The sequence below is a fragment of the Cobetia sp. D5 genome (genome assembly GCF_035666195.1).
GTDB lineage: Bacteria > Pseudomonadota > Gammaproteobacteria > Pseudomonadales > Halomonadaceae > Cobetia > Cobetia amphilecti.
Genome location: NZ_CP142020.1, coordinates 1,366,728 through 1,384,779 on the forward strand (window position 1 = coordinate 1,366,728; position 18,052 = coordinate 1,384,779).

Here is an 18,052-nt window from a genome sequence, read left to right on the forward strand (position 1 = left end):
CCGCCAGGTTGGCTTCCGTCACTGTCACGCGGAAGCCGGCTGGCGGCCCAGGCATCCTCGGATAGCCGATCAAGGAGTGCAGGATGAGCGATTCCTCCGCCCCGGCCACGTCCGGAAGCGCAGCACATGACCCCAATGGTGCCCCCGGCGCGGCGCTGACCACCGCCGATGGCGTACCGCTGAAACAGAGCCTCAATCGCGCCATTCGCCGCAGCCGCATCAAGGCGTTGCTGCTGGTGGCGCCATTGCTGGTCTTCATCGGGCTGGCATTCGTCATGCCCATCTTCGACATGCTGTCACGCAGTGTCGACAACCCGGAAGTCTCCACCTATCTGCCGCGCACCAGCGAGGTGCTGGTCGACTGGGACGGCGAAGGGTTGCCGGAAGAGGCCGCCTACGCCGCCCTGGCGCAGGACCTGGCCGCGGGACTCAAGGCGCGCAATCTCGGACGCGTCGCCTCGCGTCTCAACTACGAAAAGTCCGGCATGCGGTCGCTGTTCATGAAGAGCGCCCGCCGTGCCGGTCGCATGGAGGCCCCTTACAAGGCCGCGCTGATCAAGGCCGATGAGGATTGGGAGGACCCGGATATCTGGCGTCTGATCAAGCGCGAATCGTCGCCTCTCACCGCTTCCTACTATCTGGCGGCGGTGGATCGCCAGTTCTCACCGATAGGGGAGATCGTCGAGAAACCGGAGTATCTGCAGATCCACGTCTCGCTGTTCATCCGCACCTTCTGGATGAGCGCGGCGATCACCGGGCTGTGTCTGTTGCTGGCCTATCCGGTGGCCTGGCTGCTGGCGACCCTGCCGGCCAGTCGCGGCAATCTGCTGATGATTCTGGTGCTGCTGCCGTTCTGGACCTCGCTGCTGGTGCGAACCACCACCTGGATCGCGATCCTGCAGCAGCAGGGGGTGCTCAATGACATGCTGGTGGGCGTCGGGATACTCGCCGAGGAGGCGCGTATCCAGATGATCTACAACAAGACCGGCACCATCATCGCGATGACCCACATCCTGCTGCCATTCATGATCCTGCCGCTGTACTCGGTGATGAAGACCATCCCGCCCAGCTACATGCACGCGGCGCGCTCGCTGGGTGCCGGGCCGATCACCGCCTTCCGACGTGTCTACTTCCCGCAGACCCTGCCGGGCATCGGGGCGGGCTCGATTCTGGTCTTCATCCTCTCCATCGGCTACTACATCACGCCGGCACTGGTGGGCGGGCAGTCGGGCCGCTTCATCACCAACTTCATCGCCTATCACATGCAGACCTCGCTCAACTGGGGGCTGGCAGCGGCCATTGGCTCGATACTGCTGGTCGTGGTGATCCTCTTCTATCTCGTCTACAACCGTCTGATCGGTGTCGACAAGGTCAAACTGGGGTGACAGATGGCCATACCTTCCTATGCAACTCGTGGTGAGCGGATCTGGCATTGGGTGTTCTGCGTGCTGTGCGCGCTGATCTTCCTGTTCCTGATCGGGCCGATCCTGGTGATCATTCCGCTCTCGTTCAATGCCGAACCCTACTTCACCTTCTCGGAGAAGATGCTGTCGCTGGACCCGGAGGGCTACTCGCTGCGCTGGTATCAGGAGTTCTTCACCTCGGATGAGTGGATGCGCTCGATCAAGAACAGCATCATCGTGGCGGTGTGCGCGACGGTGCTGGCCACGGTACTGGGCACGCTTGCCGCACTGGGGCTTTCCAGCCGCTTCATGCCGTTTCGCAACACCATCATGGCGATCCTGATCTCGCCGATGATCGTACCGCTGATCATCAGCGCCGCGGCGATGTTCTTCTTCTTCTCGAAACTGGGGCTGACCCAGACCTATCTGGGCGTGATTCTGGCGCACACGGCGCTGGGCATTCCCTTTGTAGTGATCACGGTGACGGCGACGCTGTCCGGCTTCGATCACTCGCTGACACGTGCGGCGCACTCGCTGGGGGCCAGTCCGAGTCGCACCTTCTTCCGCATCATCCTGCCGCTGGTGACGCCGGGGGTGGTGTCCGGTGCGTTGTTCGCCTTCATCACCTCGTTCGATGAGGTGGTGGTGGTGCTGTTCATCGCCGGGCCGGCGCAGACCACCATCCCGATCCAGATGTGGTCCGGTATCCGCGAGGAGATCAGCCCGACGATTCTGGCGGTGGCCACGCTGCTGGTGCTGGTCTCGATCCTGCTGCTGACGACACTGGAGCTGATTCGCCGGCGTAATGAACGTCTGCGCGGCCTGGCGCCGAGCTGAGCACTGTCCTCGACCCTCTGCCGTCTGCCCTTTGCTCTTGAGTGCTGAGCGCTTGATGGCGGTGAGAAACAGGAGTCGCAAGAAACGCTCGTGCCCCCGCAGAGTCTGTCTGCGGGGGCACGAGCGTTTCAGGACCAGGGCTTGAGGATAGGGCTTGGAGACAGGGCTTGAGGAAAAGCCTGCTGCGTCAGGCCGCGCCGAGTCGCTTGTAGAGCGTGGTGCGGCTGATGCCCAGCTCCCGCGCGAGACGCGAGACGTTGCCGCCCAGCGCGTCCAGCGCACTCTGCAGCTCCTCGGCGCTGGAGAGGTCATGCAGCGAGGGCTGGCCGCTCGCTTGCGAGGGCTGGCGGGCGATCTGGCCCTCTGATGCGGGACAGTCGCCCTGTGAGGCGAGACAGTCGCCCGCCAGCATCACATGGCACGGCTCCAGGGTCGGCCCATCGCACAGTGCCAGTGCCAGGCGCAGCACGTTGTCCAGCTCGCGCACGTTGCCGGGCCAGTCATGCTGGGTGAGGCGATCGAGGAAGGCGGGCGTGATGCGCGGCAGCTCACGTTGCTGCTCCCCGCACAGCCTGGTCAGCAGGGCACGACTCAGACCGGCGATGTCGTGACGCTCCCTCAGCGGCGGCAGGGCGATGGTGGCGCCACATAGGCGATAGTAGAGATCTGCCCGGAAGCGCCCGGCCTTGACCAGCTCGCTGAGGGGCTGATGGGTGGCGGCGACCAGTTCGAAATCGACCCGCTGCGGCTTGCCGCCGCCCAGCGGGGTGACTTCACGCTCCTGCAGCACGCGCAGCAGACGCGCCTGCACATGCAGCGGCATGTCGCCGATCTCATCCAGAAACAGGCGTCCGCCATTGGCCTCGAGCAGGCGGCCTTCGCGTCCGGCGGGGTCGGCACCGGTAAAGGCGCCGCGCCGATAACCGAACAGCTCGGCCTCGACCAGCTCATCAGGCAAGGCGGCGCAGTTGATGGCGACCAGCGGCTGATGGGCGCGATGACTGGCCTGGTGCAGTGCCTTGACCACTTCCTCCTTGCCGACGCCGGTCTCGCCCTGCAGCAGCAGTGGCAGGCGGGCGTTCACCAGCCGCGTCAGCAGTTCGCAGACCCTGGCCCAGCCGGCATCGCCATGATGCAGGCGCGCAAGGCTCGGGTGGCACGCAGTCTCTCGAGCGGCTACCTCGGCCGGTGGCTGGCTTTCTGGGCGCTCGGCCGGCGCGCGGGCCACGACCCGTGGCCTGGGCGGGGCTGCACACAGGGTGTAGCCGGTGAAGCGAGGGTGCTGCGTGAGCGTCACACACTGCGCCTCGGCGAGCTGGGCCAGCGGCGCCCAGTCCAGCTGCCAGCGTGCCAGCGGCTGGCCCAGCAGCAGGTGAATGTCATCGCGGGTGGCGCAGCTGTCGCTGTCCGCTGCATGGGCTGCGCTGTTCGATGCGTTGGCTGCGCTGTGAGATGCGTTGTCTGCGCTGTCGGAGGCGGGCGTGAGTTCAAGGTGAGCCGCCAGCAGCTGTAGTCCCCGGCGACTGGCAGCCGCGACCTGACCTTGCGGCGTGATGGCCAGCAGGGCCGCGCTGGGCGAGTCCAGCTGCGAGCGGTTGAGATGCAGGCGCAACAGGTGATGGTCGTGCCCATGCGCCTCGCCCAGACGGCGTTGCTCGATGTCATCCGCCAGTACGCCGAGCATGCCGAGGCTGTACTGGCGCACACGGTAGGGATCGCAGATCAGTCCCAGGCAGCCCTCGCAGGCGCCGGGCGTCAGGCCGCGACTGGCACTCCAGCTGGCGGGCGCCAGCAGTGCGGCACTGGCGCTGGCCAGCCCCTTGAGGCATTCGGCGTCATGCGCCTCGAGCGCGATGCGTGCCAGGCGATTGGCGCGCGGCGCATTCAGGGTCTCGGCGATGGCGTTGTGGCCCAGCGACTCCTCACGCCAGCGCGCGCCGGGGTGCAACAGGGCGGCGTCATTGCCCAGCAGCTGTTGATGGCCGTAGCTTGCCAGCACCACGCCGTCGCGGTCGGTCAGCACCAGACACGCCTGCCAGTGATCGAGCAGGTTGAGGGTATGACCGGCCACCGCTGACGCCACCGTCGCCATCAGGCTGGCGGCCTGACGCTGACGCCAGACGAGCTCCTCCGGCGGACACCTGAGGGTTGAGGGCGGCAGCGCCGAGGGGAAAGAAGAGGGAAGAGAAGAGGAGGGAGCAGAGGGCAGAGCCGCCGCAGGCGTTGCGCAGGCGGAGTCTCGATCGAGCGCCTGATCCTCCGCGTGGCGGGCTGGATGCTTGGCCGAATGATGAGCAGCGTGGCGCGCTGAGTGCTTGGCGGCGTGGGGTAGTGGCATGCGACGTCCCTTGTGCGGCGGGCCTTTCAGGCCTCTGTTGTTATTGGTGCTGTTATCGGTGCTGTTATCGGTGCTGATATCGGCCTGGGGGAGTGTTCACGGCAATGTTCACTTGTGCGTGGCGAGTGTTCAGTTCCGAGGACTCCAGTGTTCAGTTCCGAGGACTCCAGTGTTCAGACACTGTTCATCAGAGTAGCGGCAGACGCGGCGGATGACGGGCTAGACCATGGTCTGCCCCTGCCTTGGTCGCATCTGGCAAGTGGCTGAATGATAGACAGAAGAGCGGAATCCGGCGCCCTCCGAGGGCTGAAGGTGGGTGTCTGTGGGCAGGGGGCTGCGCGCGGCTGGCACAGGGTTCGCTTGAGGATAGTCACCAGGTGGGTGTGAACACTCGGCAGTGGTTGGCCGTGTCCTTGCCCCGATGACTTTCACCAGACGAGACAGCGCCATGTCCTTGAGCCTTGAGGCGGTCACCCGCCGGGTTGGCCGCGAGACCCATATCGACAGGGTGGACCTGACCTTCGAGCCCGGCTCCTTCAATGTGCTGCTGGGACGCACCCTGTCCGGCAAGACGTCGCTGATGCGCCTGATGGCGGGTCTCGATGTGCCAAGTGACGGGCGCATCGTGATGAACGGCGAGGACGTGACCGGACGTCCGGTGCGCGATCGCAACATCTCGATGGTCTATCAGCAGTTCATCAACTACCCGAGCCTGAGCGTCTACGACAACATCGCCTCGCCTTTGAAGCTGGCGCGCATGGCGCCCGAGGAAATCCGCCGCCGCGTGCACGAGATCGCCGAGATGCTGCATATCGAGCAGTTTCTTGCGCGTCAGCCAGCGGAGCTGTCCGGTGGCCAGCAGCAGCGCACGGCCATGGCGCGGGCGCTGGTCAAGGACGCCGACCTGGTGCTGTTCGATGAGCCGCTGGTCAATCTCGACTACAAGCTGCGCGAAGAACTGCGCCACGAGATGCGCAGCCTGTTCGCGACCCGCAACACCATTGCCGTCTACGCCACCACCGAGCCCGGCGAGGCGTTGGCACTCGGCGGCACCACCACCCTGATGCATGAAGGGCGGGTGCTGCAGTCCGGGCCTACCGAAGCCGTCTACCATCATCCGCTGAGTGTCGAGGCGGCGAAGCTCTACTCCGAGCCGCAGATCAACCTGTTCGAGGCCGAGGTGCGCGGGCGTGAGCTGGCTTTCTCCGGCGCGGCCAGTGCCGGCGAGCAGGGCAGCCGTTTCGTGCTGCCCGCGCCACTGGCGGGGATCGAGAGCGGGGCCTACCGCTTCGGTATCCGCCCCAGCCATCTGGGGCTGGCACCGCTGGCCGATGATGATCTGGAGTTCGCCGTCACGGTGGATATCGCCGAGATCTCCGGCTCCGAGACCTTCCTGCATGTCAGCAATGCCGATCATTCGCTGGTCCTGCATCTGGCCGGCATCCACGACTTCGCCGTGGATGATGCCATCCGCGTCTATGCCCCCGCCCACAAGCTGTTCGTCTATGCCGCCGATGGTGGTGACGGGGCGGAACAGCATGGCGATGGGGCACTGATCCGCTCGCCCGAGCGACCCACCACGACTGGCGGAGGGCTGGCCTGATGGCGGAAATACACCTCAATGATCTGGCGCACAGCTACCTGGCGGCGCCCACCGCGGACAGTGATTACGCCATCCGGCGCATGAATCATGTCTGGCAGCAGGGCGGCGCCTATGCACTGCTCGGCCCGTCGGGGTGTGGCAAGAGCACGCTGCTCAACATCATCTCCGGGCTGCTGGCCCCCTCCGAGGGCGAGGTGCGCTTCGATGATCGCGTGGTCAATCGGCTGCCGCCGGAAGAGCGCAACATTGCCCAGGTTTTCCAGTTCCCGGTGGTCTACGACACCATGACGGTCTTCGACAATCTGGCCTTCCCGCTGCGCAATCAGCGCCAGCCGGAGCACAAGGTGCAGTCCCGGGTGCGTGAGATCGCCCAGGTGCTGGAGCTGGAAGACCTGCTGACGCGGCGTGCCAGCAACCTGACGGCCGACGAGAAGCAGAAGGTCTCGATGGGCCGTGGCCTGGTGCGCGATGACGTGGCCGCCATCCTGTTCGATGAACCGCTGACGGTCATCGACCCCCACCTCAAGTGGAAGCTGCGCCGCAAGCTCAAGCAGATCCACGAGCAGTTCAACATCACCATGGTCTACGTCACCCATGATCAGCTGGAGGCCTCGACCTTCGCCGACAAGATCGCGGTGATGTATGAGGGCCGCATCGTGCAGTTCGGCACCCCGCGCGAACTGTTCGAGGACCCCGCGCACACCTTCGTGGGCTACTTCATCGGCTCGCCGGGCATGAACCTGGCCAGCATCACGCTGGAATCGCAGGGCGTGCGGCTCGGCACGGGGGAGGATGCGCCCTTGCTGCATCTCCCACGGCCGCTGCTGGCGACACTGGCGGAGCGCAAGGGCGAGCTCAAGCTGGGCATCCGGCCGGAATTCGTCGAGCTCGAGGCCAGCGACAGTTCACCAGCGGCGGCGGTTCCCGACACCCGTGAGCATTGGCTGAGTGGTCAGGTCACGCTGGTGCAGGACCTTGGCACCTACAAGGTGGTGGATCTCGACATCGGTGGCGGCTGCCTGTTCAAGGCGCGTATCGAGGAAGATGCGCCGCTGCCGACAGGCCGCGTGCGTCTGCGCCTGCCCGCCCGCTGGCAACGCTTCTATCTCGATGAACATCTACTGGACCTGTCACAGGCCGGCGCGCCCGACAGCGGCGAGGCGGAAAGCCTTGCCAGAGGTGAGAGTGGCGGTTCTGTCAGAGGGGAAGATGACCAGCGGCCGGGAGGTAACGCCTGATGCAACGCACACACAACAATCGCGCCTGGTGGCTGGTGCTGCCGGTGGTCATCGTGGTGGCATTCTCGGCCATCATCCCGATGATGACGGTGGTCAACTACTCGGTGCAGGACATCTTCGATCCCTCCACGCGCTTCTTCGTCGGCACCGAATGGTATCGCGAGATCCTGCGTGACGAGCGCCTGCACGATTCGCTGATCCGACAGTTCGTCTATTCCTTCGCGGTGCTGGCCATCGAGATTCCGCTGGGGATCGCCGTGGCGCTCTCGATGCCGCGCAAGGGCTTCATGGTCTCGCTGTGCATGATTCTGCTGGCCTTGCCGCTGCTGATTCCCTGGAACGTGGTCGGCACCATCTGGCAGATCATCGGTCGTGAGGACATCGGTCTCTACGGCTGGGCGCTGGGCCAGCTGGGCATCGACTACAACTACGCCTCCAATCCGGCTGACGCCTGGGTGACGGTGCTGGTGATGGATGTCTGGCACTGGACGTCGCTGGTGGCGCTGCTGTGCTATTCGGGACTGCGTGCCATTCCCGATGTCTATTACCAGGCCGCGCGCATCGATCGTGCCTCGCCCTGGGCCGTGTTCCGCTATATCCAGCTGCCCAAGCTCAAGAGCGTGCTGTTGATCGGCATCATGCTGCGCTTCATGGACAGCTTCATGATCTACACCGAGCCCTTCGTGCTCACCGGTGGCGGGCCGGGTACCACCACCACCTTCCTGTCCCAGACCTTGACCCAGATGGCGATCGGCCAGTTCGATCTCGGACGTGCCGCTGCCTTCTCGCTGATCTACTTCCTCATCATCCTGCTGGTCTCGTGGCTGTTCTATACCGCCATGACCCATCAGGACAGTGACGACGCCTGAGGAGACGAGTGATGACCACACGCAAGCGTCTGGTAATGACGATCTATCTGCTGTTTCTGCTGGTGCCGATCTACTGGCTGCTGATCATGTCCTTCAAGTCGAATCAGGAGATTCTCGGTGGCCTGACCCTGTGGCCCGAGAACTTCACCTTCGACAACTATCGGGTGATCTTCACCGACCCCAGCTGGTACATGGGCTACCTCAACTCGATGAGCTACGTGGTGCTCAACATGCTCATCTCGCTGGCGGTGGCGCTGCCGGCGGCCTATGCCTTCTCGCGCTATCGCTTCCTGGGCGACAAGCATCTGTTCTTCTGGCTGCTGACCAATCGCATGGCGCCGCCGGCGGTCTTCCTGCTGCCGTTCTTCCAGCTCTATTCCTCGGTGGGGCTTTTTGATACTCCGCTGGCGGTGGCACTCGCGCACTGTCTGTTCAACGTGCCGCTGGCGGTCTGGATTCTGGAGGGCTTCATGTCCGGCGTGCCCAAGGAGATCGATGAGACGGCCTATATCGACGGCTACAGCTTCCCGCGCTTCTTCCTGACGCTGTTCATTCCGATGATTCGCCCGGGCATCGGGGTGACCGCCTTCTTCTGCTTCATGTTCTCGTGGGTGGAGCTGTTGCTGGCGCGAACCCTGACCTCGACGGAGGCGAAACCGATAGCGGCGGTGATGACGCGAACGGTCTCGGCCTCGGGCATCGACTGGGGCGTGCTGGCCGCCGCCGGTGCCCTGACGCTGATTCCCGGCATTCTGGTGATCTACTTCGTGCGCAACCATGTCGCCAAGGGCTTCGCCCTGGGTCGGGTGTGATCGGCACCAGGCCGAGCGCCGCTGTCATTGCCGTCAGCAAGTCTCTGCTGGCGGCCCACAAGAGGACATGATGATGGAATGGATGGCCTGGACACTGCCCACGTCACTCTTCTTTGCCGGTATCGGCACCCTGCTGCTGGGCATGACCGCCTGGCAGTTCGTGACCCCGACGCTGAGTCGGCAGGGATTTCTGCCCATCGCGACCACGCGGGGCGACAGACTGTTCATCGGGCTGCTCTCCAGCGGCTGGCTGCATCTGCTGTGGTTGGGCTTTACCGATCAGGTGCTGTGGATGATCAGCATCGTGTGTGTCGTCTGGATGCTGGTGTTGATGAAGTGGGGATGAAGTGGGGATGAAGTGGGGATGACATGCGGGGAGATGTGAAGAGGAGAGAGCGCTGACGACAGGCAGCGTCGCCCGGTGGAAACACGGAACCGGACAGCCTGAGGGGAGTCCCAAGCGGTTCTGACTGGCATCCGCCAGTGTCATTCGCCGCTCTGGAATCTCGTTGCATGTCGTCATCTCGTTCACCGCATCGCTCGTCTACTGGTAGTGCTTCAAAGGGGGCTTTACATGGCGCCTCACATGGCGACTGTCCCTCGCCGGGCCGCAAGAACCGCCGTCGTCTCTGGGCGGGCGTGACAGGACTGAGCATTGCCTGCGTTGTCGCCCTCGGTTGGTGGGCCGGTACACCGCTCGACAACCCGGACGCCGCGACGCCTGATCAGCAGGTCGGGGATGGCGAGGCGGGGCAATCAACATTGTGGCAGCAGTATCAGCGCGTGTGGCAGGCCAATCAGACCCGCCCACCCGAGGCGCGCAAGCCACTGCCACTGCCTGACGTTTCCCGCGCCGGCTACCACCAGGGCGAGGCACTTCCGGCACTTGAGCTTGAGCCGCGTGATGCTGGTGAAGCGCCAGGAAAGGGCGAGGAAGAAAAGGGCACGGCAGGTGAGAGCGAAAAGGGCGCGCTGCGCCGGTTCGATGTCACGGCCTACGGCGCGGATGGCAGTGACACCCTGAGTGATCGCCGCGCCATTCTCGAGGCGCATGCCGCCATGCGTGACTGGCAACGTCAGGGCAATGATGACGCTGACCGCCCGGCGCGCCGCGGCGTGCTCTATTTCCCGGCGGGGGATTACGTGGTGTATGGGGCGGCCGAGCGCGACTGGTTTTACTCCCGCCTGGTGGCACTGAAAGCCGCGGTGGCGGACGCAGAACACCAGCAGGCGCTGCGCGAGGCATTGCTCAAGATGCAGGGTTTGAGTCTGGCAGGCAGTCATTGGACCTTGATGGGCGCGGGCAGTGATGTCACGCACCTCAAGCAGACCCGGCCGATGCTGCCGTTGCACGCCAGCTGGTACTGGAGCACTCCCTGGCTGCTGCATCTGGGCAATCTGGCCGAGGGGGGCAAGCAGGAAGAATGGCAAGCCGTCACGCCGACGAGCCACCGGCAGCCGGCGGATACGCAGGACACGATCACGCTGGTGGATGAGGCGGGTCAGTCGGATGAATCAGATGGCGCAGCGCTCGCGCCAGGCGACGAGGTGTTGCTGGAGAGCATCGACAAGCGGCCTGAGGCAGTGGCGCGTGCCCTGGCGCCCTATCAGATGGAAAAGGACGCCAGCACTGGCGAGTCACGCTGGTTGATCGAGCGTGACGGAGTGATCAAGCGGGCGCGCTATCGCGTGGTGGCACGTGACGGCAAGCGTCTCACGCTCTCGTTGCCGGTGGTGCATGAGCGCTTTCCCGGCGAGCAGTGGCGCATCGCACGCCTGCACCCGGCGCGGGAAGTCGGGGTGCAGGGCATCACGCTCAAGGGCAACTGGCGGGGGCACTTCAAGCATCACCGCAGCGCCGAGGACGACAGCGGCTTCGGCCTTCTGGACCTGGATGGCATCACGGATGGCTGGGTGCGTGACGTACGGCTCGACAGTTTCAATCAGGGGGTGAAGGTGCGCCACAGCTCACAGCTGACGCTCGAAGACGTGACGATGACCGGCAAGCCCGGGCATATCGCGATGACGATCAGTGACAGCAATCAGGTACTGGCCCGCCAGGTAGTCGACCAAAGTCATGCCTGGCATGCGCCCGGGGTGGCCCGCTACGCGACCCATAACGTCTACCTTGAACTGGAGCACGCCGGTGACAGTGGTATCGAGCTGCATGGTCAGCAATCGCGCGACAACGTGTTCGATCGCAAGCGTGGCGGTCATGTGCGCGACCGCTGGGGCGCCAGTGTCGGCCATCAGCCCAATCATCTGCGCGGGCTGGTGCTGTGGAATCCGGTCAATACCGGCAAGCCGCATGCTGCCTGGCCCTTCATGCGCGCCGATTCTCACTTCGGCAAGGTGATCATGCCGACGGTCGTCGGGGCGACCGGACATGCGCTGGGCATCGCCAATCGCCATGACTATGCCCGGGTGATGAATGCCAAGGGCGTGACCGAGTATGACCCCTTGCCGCCGATGGATGCCTTGCAGGCCCGCGTCGAGTCGCCGGGCGAGGCCGTGAAGCCCGCCTCGCTCTACCGCGCCCAGCACGAGCTGCTGCAGGAGACGCGAGAGTGACAGCAAGCCGCTGAGCATCAGGGCATCAGCGCAGCAGAGCAGCAGAGCAAGCAGGGCAGCAAGGACAACAGAGCAGCAGCCAACGACAGCCGATCGCAACGGCAGGAGGACGAGCAGCACCGAGAGCAAGCAAGGCGGCGAATCGCGCCGCGCGACACGTGATTGACGGAAGTGGTTGTTGGAAGACGCGACACAACAATAACGCCAATGAAGGGACATCCCATGAGTCAGCACATCATTCGACCCGCACGCCTGCGTTACGCCATCGCCTTCGCCACGGCGGCAGGGCTCGCCGGCCTTTCCAGTCAGGCCATGGCCGATCAGTATCAGGATGCGGCAAGGAAGTGGATCGATCAGGAGTTCTCACCCTCCACGCTGAGCAAGGACGAGCAGATGTCCGAGCTCGAATGGTTCATCAAGGCCGCTGAACCGCTGCGCGGCATGGAAATCAAGGTGGCCTCGGAAACCCTGACCACCCATGAATACGAGTCCAAGGTGCTGGCCAAGGCCTTCAGCGAGATCACCGGGATCAAGCTGACCCACGACTTGATCCAGGAAGGCGACGTCATCGAGAAACTGCAGACCCAGATGCAGTCCGGGCGCAATATCTACGATGGCTATGTCAACGACTCCGACCTGATTGGCACGCACTTCCGCTATGGCAAGGTCGTGCCGATCAGCGACATGATGGAAGGCGACGGCAAGGCCTTCACCTCGCCGACGCTGGATCTGGACGACTTCATCGGGCTGGATTTCACCACCGGCCCGGATGACAAGCTCTATCAGCTGCCGGACCAGCAGTTCGCCAATCTCTACTGGTTCCGTGCCGACTGGTTCGAACGCGAAGATTTGAAGAAGCAGTTCAAGGACAAGTACGGCTACGAGCTGGGGGTGCCGGTCAACTGGTCGGCCTATGAGGACATCGCCGACTTCTTCACCAATGACGTCAAGGAAATCGATGGTGAGCGGGTCTATGGCCACATGGATTACGGCAAGAAGGACCCGTCACTCGGCTGGCGCTTCACCGATGCCTGGTTCTCGATGGCGGGTGCCGGTGACAAGGGCCTGCCCAATGGCCTGCCGGTAGATGAGTGGGGTATTCGTGTCGAGGAATGTCAGCCGGTGGGCTCCTCGGTGACGCGTGGCGGCGCGGCCAACGGCCCGGCGGCCGTCTATGCCACCACCAAGTATGTCGACTGGCTGGGCAAGTACGCACCGCCGGAAGCCCAGGGCATGACCTTCTCCGAGTCCGGTCCGGTGCCTTCCCAGGGCAACATCGCCCAGCAGATCTTCTGGTACACCGCCTTCACCGCCGACATGACGCGGGATGGCCTGCCGGTGGTCAACGACGATGGCACTCCGAAGTGGCGCATGGCGCCGTCGCCGCATGGCCCGTACTGGGAAGAGGGCATGAAGCTTGGCTATCAGGACGTGGGCGCCTGGACCTTCTTCGATTCCACCCCGGAGAAGAATCGTCACGCGGCCTGGCTGTACGCGCAGTTCGTCACCGCCAAGACCGTCTCGCTCAAGAAGACCCTGGAAGGGCTGACGCCGATCCGCGAGTCGGATATCCAGTCCCAGGCGATGACCGATGCCGCGCCGAAGCTGGGCGGTCTGGTCGAGTTCTATCGCAGCCCGGCGCGGGTTCAGTGGTCGCCGACCGGCACCAACGTGCCGGATTATCCCAAGCTTGCCCAGCTGTGGTGGCAGTACATCTCCCAGGCCGCCAGCGGCGAAGCCACGCCGCAGGAAGCTCTCGATGGTCTGGCCAAGGCGCAGGACCGCATTCTCGAACGTCTCGAGCGCGCCAAGGTGATGGACAACTGTGGGCCGAAGCTCAACGAGGAGCGTGATGCGGAGTACTGGTTCGCCCAGCCGGGTGCGCCGAAGGCCAAGCTGGACAACGAGAAGCCCAAGGGCGAGACCATCGCCTACGACGAGCTGCTCAAGAGCTGGAAGGAGTAAACGCGACTGGCGCGACACTGCGCCTTCGAGCAGTTTCCTGAAAGACAGCAGCAACGACAACGCCCCTGCCGGTTTCCCGGCAGGGGCGTTTTTGTGTCAGAGCGATCAGCGACAGCGTTTCATCACTTTCTCATTGCTGGCTTACCGTTACGGGTTTTAATTACCGCGTTCAGTCACGGCTCTCAATCACGATAGAGATCGATGCTCGGGCAGGAGCAGATCAACTGACGATCGCCGTGCACGTTGTCGACCCGGTTGACCGCCGGCCATTGCTTGGCAGCCTTGACGTGCTCGCTGGGGAAGGCGCCGATCTCGCGGGAGTAGCTGCGCGTCCACTCGGCGTCCATCAGGTCGGCCTGGGTGTGCGGCGCGTGCACCAGCGGGTTGTCTTCCAGTGTCCACTCGCCTTGCTCGACACGGATGATCTCGGTGCGAATCGCGATCATCGCCTCACAGAAACGGTCGATCTCGTAGAGCGACTCGGACTCGGTGGGCTCGACCATCAGGGTGCCCGCCACCGGGAACGACATGGTCGGGGCGTGGAAGCCGTAGTCGATCAGGCGCTTGGCGATGTCTTCCTCGCTGATGCCGGAAGCGGCCTTCAGCGGGCGGATATCGATGATGCATTCATGCGCCACGGTGCCGTTCTTGCCGCGATAGAGCACCGGATAGTGCCCATCGAGACGCGTGGCGATGTAGTTGGCGTTGAGGATCGCAAGCTCGGTGGCTTCACGCAGCCCCTGCGCGCCCATCATCTTGATGTAGGCCCAGGAGATCGGCAGGATCGCCGCGGAACCGAAGGCTGCGGCCGAGACGGCGGTGCATTCCGGCTTCACGCCTTCCAGCGGGGTGACCACGTGGTTGGAGACGAACGGCGCCAGGTGGGCCTTGATGCCGATCGGGCCCATGCCCGGGCCGCCGCCACCGTGGGGAATGCAGAAAGTCTTGTGCAGGTTGAGATGCGAGACATCGCCGCCGAAGTCCCCCGGGCGGCAGATGCCGACCTGGGCGTTCATGTTGGCGCCGTCGATGTAGACCTGGCCGCCGTGATCGTGAACGACCTGACAGGCCTCGCGCACGGTTTCCTCGAACACGCCGTGGGTGGACGGGTAGGTGATCATGATCGCGGACAGCTTGTCGCTGTGCTGCTCGGCCTTGGCGCGCAGGTCGGCGATGTCGATGTTGCCGTTGGCGTCGCACTCGACCACCACCACCTTCATGGCGGCCATCGCGGCGGAGGCCGGGTTGGTGCCGTGGGCGGAGCTGGGGATCAGGCAGATGTCGCGCGCGCCTTCGCCGATGGAGGCCTGGTAGCGACGGATCGCGACCAGCCCCGCGTATTCCCCCTGCGCGCCGGAATTCGGCTGCATGGAGATGGCGTCGTAGCCGGTGATCTCGACCAGGAAAGCGGACAGCTCATCGATCATCTGCTTGTAGCCGACCACCTGATCCGACGGTGCGAAGGGGTGGACGTTGGCGAATTCGGGCCAGGTCACCGGGATCATCTCGGTGGTGGCGTTCAGCTTCATGGTGCAGCTGCCCAGCGGGATCATCGCGTGGGTCAGCGACAGGTCCTTGTTCTCCAGACGCTTCAGATAGCGCAGCATCTCGGTTTCCGAGTGGTAGCGGCTGAAGGTCGGGTGGGTCAGGAAGCCGCTGTCACGCTGGCAGGCCGCCGGAATCGCGCTTGCGCCCTTGGCCAGCAGGTCCTGGTCCAGCGCGGCGACGGACAGGCCGTGCTCCTCGCCGAGCAGCACGTCGAACAGCACGCCGACGTCAGCGGCGGTGGTGGTCTCGTCGAGGTTGATGGTGATGCGGCCGTCGCCGTGGTGGCGCAGGTTGATCTCGTGGGTCAGCTCGCGACCGTGGATCTTGCCCTCATCCACGCCGGTCACGGTGATGGCGTCGAACCAGCTGTCGTGGGCCAGTGCCATGCCGCAACGGCTGACGCCCTCGGCGAGAATGCTGGTCAGGCGATGCACGCGGGTGGCGATGCGCTTGAGGCCCTCGGCACCGTGATAGACGGCGTAGAAGCCGGCGATGTTGGCCAGCAGCGCCTGGGCGGTACAGATGTTGGAGGTCGCCTTCTCGCGGCGGATGTGCTGCTCGCGGGTCTGCATCGCCATGCGTAGTGCCGGGTTGCCGCGCGAGTCCTTGGAGACGCCGATGATGCGGCCCGGGATGGAGCGCTTGAGCTTGTCGGTGGTGGCGAAGAAGGCCGCGTGCGGGCCGCCGAAGCCCATCGGCACGCCGAAGCGCTGGGAGGTACCGACGACGATGTCGGCGCCGAGGCTGCCCGGCGACTTGAGCAGCACCAGGCTCAGCAGGTCGGCGGCCACCACGCTCATCGCGCCATTGGCGCGCGCGGCGTCCAGCAGCGGCGCGAGGTCGCGCACCTGGCCGGTGTTGCCCGGATACTGGAAGAGGGCGCCGAAGATGTCGTGCTCGCCGACGTTCTCGGCGGCATCGATGATCAGCTCGAAGCCGAAGTAGTCGGCGCGGGTGCGCATGACGTCCAGGGTCTGCGGCAGCACGTCATCGGCGATGAAGAAGCGCTTGCTCTTGCTCTTCTTGTTGCCGCGCTGACACAGCGCCATGGCCTCGGCAGCGGCGGTGGCCTCGTCCAGCAGGCTGGCGTTGGCCAGCTCCATGCCGGTCAGGTCCATCACCGCCTGCTGGAAGTTGAGCAGCCCTTCGAGACGGCCCTGGGCGATTTCCGGCTGATACGGCGTATAGGCGGTGTACCAGCCCGGATTTTCCAGCACGTTGCGCTGGATGACCGCCGGCAGGTGGGTGTTGTGGTAACCCTGACCGATATAGGTCTTGAACACCTTGTTCTGACGCGCGAGGCGCTTCAGGTAGTCCAGTGCTTCGGATTCCGTGCGTGGCCCTTCGAGATCCAGCTCACGGCCCAGACGAATGGCGGTGGGCACCGTGCGGTCGATGAGCGTGGCGATGCTCTCTTCGCCCAGCGTCGCCAACATGCGCGTCACATTGGCATCGGTCGGCCCATTGTGGCGGGAGATGAAATCGTCGTGTCCGGCCAGCTGGGCCAGGGTAAGCGTCTCGTGAGCCATGCAAGAAATCCTGTGCTGCAACGGGGACTGCAGAGGGCAGTCCGCGGGAGGAACATCACCGTGCCAGCGAGGAAGCGGCGGGCAGGGCGTCGGGAATCATGGGGGCATCGACATCACTGCCGAGCATGCTGCAGTTGCTTCACTCGCCGCGCGACCTGCAAGGGCAGTCGCGTCAGGGGTGTCGTGCCATCGAAACGGGGTGGCGCAGTCACGAAGGTGGCTGTGCGCGAGTGCGGCTGTATGCGAGCGCGGAAAGGCGCTGAAACCTCCTGCCCAGAGCATCTGCGGCATGGACAGGAGGTTGACGGCGATCAGGCTTCGCTTTCGACCAGCTGAGAATAGGCATCAGCGTCGAGCAGCTTGTCGAGTTCGGCGCTGTCAGCGACCTTCATCTTCAGAATCCAGGCATCGTCATAGGGGCTTTCGTTGACGGATTCCGGCGCGTCTTCGAGGCTCTCGTTGACGGCGATGACTTCACCGGCCAGCGGCGCGTACAGATCAGAGGCCGCCTTGACGGACTCGATGACCCCGAATTCTTCTTCCAGCGCCAGCTCACGGCCGACTTCCGGCAGTTCGACGAACACGACATCGCCCAGCGCTTCCTGGGCGTGGTCGGTGATCCCGATGGTCACGGTGCCATCACCGTTGTCCTGAACCCACTCGTGACTCTCGGTGTACTTCAGCGTGGCGGGAATATTGCTCATGAGTGTTTTCCTATGTGAAAAGATTTTCTGATTCAGGGAATCGGTACGTCATTATGCCCCAAGGTCCCGGCGTGTGGCAGTGGCAGACTGCCGCGTGATGCTACGACTTTGGGCGTGTATTGCTGACGGCCGTACCTCTATCGTGGTCTGTCACTCTTCGGGCGTCCAGTGTCTTGCGTGGTTCACTCATGAAGCCCGCCATCACGGGCCTGCCTGGCCCATGGCTGTGCATCGCTGGCCAGCCCGCCCGGCGCCTTTCCAGCGCGCCGTGACACCTCGTGAGAGGTTGAGTGCATTGCAGCAGCGCGGGAGATCGGTCGCGCCAGTGGGCGAGGATGTCCGAGTCACTGTTGCGAGGCGCTCAAACTCGCGTTATGGTGCCGACAGTTTCTTATCGGAAACTTGTTTCCATGTTGTGTCGTGAAGACCCAGCTGTCAATGCCTGATGCGTTCAAGCAAAGCGAACCTGATGAGAGCGCATGAGAGCGCTGGTGGCGCTGAGCGAGTTTCACCTGAGCGTGACCGCGCCGGGCATGTGGCTCGGCATCTAGCTCGACATTCGGCTCGGCTTGTTGTGAGACTTTTTACGCCAGTCTCGAGATCACCCGGCGCAGGATCTGCTGCCAGAAGACACG

General features: G+C 64.1%; 12 protein-coding genes. 9 read left to right on the top strand and 3 right to left on the bottom strand.

Features of this window, described 5'->3' with window-relative positions; genetic code table 11:
- Positions 1-83: 83 nt before the first annotated feature.
- Positions 84-1,385 carry an ABC transporter permease gene (locus U0O11_RS05800; RefSeq protein ID WP_324692045.1) on the top strand — a complete coding sequence of 434 codons (1,302 nt, stop codon included), beginning with the start codon at positions 84-86 and terminating at the stop codon, positions 1,383-1,385.
- Positions 1,386-1,388: 3 nt separating this feature from the next.
- Positions 1,389-2,240 (top strand): ABC transporter permease, encoded by an 852-nt coding sequence (locus U0O11_RS05805; protein WP_324692047.1) that lies wholly within the window; start codon positions 1,389-1,391, stop codon positions 2,238-2,240.
- Positions 2,241-2,427: 187 nt separating this feature from the next.
- Here the strand turns inward: U0O11_RS05805 and U0O11_RS05810 are convergent, their stop codons facing one another.
- A complete protein-coding gene (locus U0O11_RS05810) occupies positions 2,428-4,332 on the bottom strand; it encodes a sigma-54-dependent Fis family transcriptional regulator (protein ID WP_324692049.1) in 1,905 nt (634 codons plus the stop codon).
- Between the two features lie 694 nt (positions 4,333-5,026).
- Between U0O11_RS05810 and U0O11_RS05815 the strand changes: the two genes are divergently transcribed.
- The 7 genes from U0O11_RS05815 to U0O11_RS05845 all read left to right on the top strand — a co-directional run bounded on the left by U0O11_RS05815 (position 5,027) and on the right by U0O11_RS05845 (position 13,636).
- On the top strand, positions 5,027-6,181 hold the full coding sequence (locus U0O11_RS05815; RefSeq protein WP_324692051.1) for an ABC transporter ATP-binding protein: 1,155 nt from the start codon (positions 5,027-5,029) through the stop codon (positions 6,179-6,181).
- Positions 6,181-7,419, top strand: coding sequence for an ABC transporter ATP-binding protein (locus tag U0O11_RS05820; protein ID WP_324692053.1), 1,239 nt, complete (start codon positions 6,181-6,183; stop codon positions 7,417-7,419). The genes U0O11_RS05815 and U0O11_RS05820 overlap by 1 nt, the downstream gene beginning before the upstream one ends.
- Positions 7,419-8,288 carry a carbohydrate ABC transporter permease gene (locus U0O11_RS05825; protein WP_043334509.1) on the top strand — a complete coding sequence of 290 codons (870 nt, stop codon included), beginning with the start codon at positions 7,419-7,421 and terminating at the stop codon, positions 8,286-8,288. Before U0O11_RS05820 ends, U0O11_RS05825 begins: the two co-directional genes overlap by 1 nt.
- Before the next feature lie 11 nt (positions 8,289-8,299).
- On the top strand, positions 8,300-9,100 hold the full coding sequence (locus U0O11_RS05830; protein ID WP_043334505.1) for a carbohydrate ABC transporter permease: 801 nt from the start codon (positions 8,300-8,302) through the stop codon (positions 9,098-9,100).
- 73 nt (positions 9,101-9,173) lie between these two features.
- The gene (locus tag U0O11_RS05835) at positions 9,174-9,446 is read left to right on the top strand and encodes a DUF2160 domain-containing protein (RefSeq protein WP_043334560.1); all 273 of its coding nucleotides are present in this window, start codon (positions 9,174-9,176) and stop codon (positions 9,444-9,446) included.
- A gap of 167 nt (positions 9,447-9,613) precedes the next feature.
- Positions 9,614-11,671, top strand: a complete 2,058-nt coding sequence (locus tag U0O11_RS05840) for a DUF4955 domain-containing protein (RefSeq protein WP_324692056.1) — start codon at positions 9,614-9,616, stop codon at positions 11,669-11,671.
- A gap of 312 nt (positions 11,672-11,983) precedes the next feature.
- Positions 11,984-13,636, top strand: a complete 1,653-nt coding sequence (locus tag U0O11_RS05845; protein ID WP_225348116.1) for an ABC transporter substrate-binding protein — start codon at positions 11,984-11,986, stop codon at positions 13,634-13,636.
- 182 nt (positions 13,637-13,818) lie between these two features.
- Here U0O11_RS05845 and gcvP read toward each other — a convergent pair whose 3' ends face one another.
- Complete coding sequence (gene gcvP / locus U0O11_RS05850; protein ID WP_324692058.1) at positions 13,819-16,713, bottom strand: aminomethyl-transferring glycine dehydrogenase; 2,895 nt, start codon at positions 16,711-16,713, stop codon at positions 13,819-13,821.
- 311 nt (positions 16,714-17,024) lie between these two features.
- Entirely contained in the window at positions 17,025-17,417 is a 393-nt protein-coding gene (gene gcvH, locus U0O11_RS05855; RefSeq protein ID WP_043334495.1) for a glycine cleavage system protein GcvH, read from the bottom strand.
- Positions 17,418-18,052 lie beyond the last annotated feature (635 nt).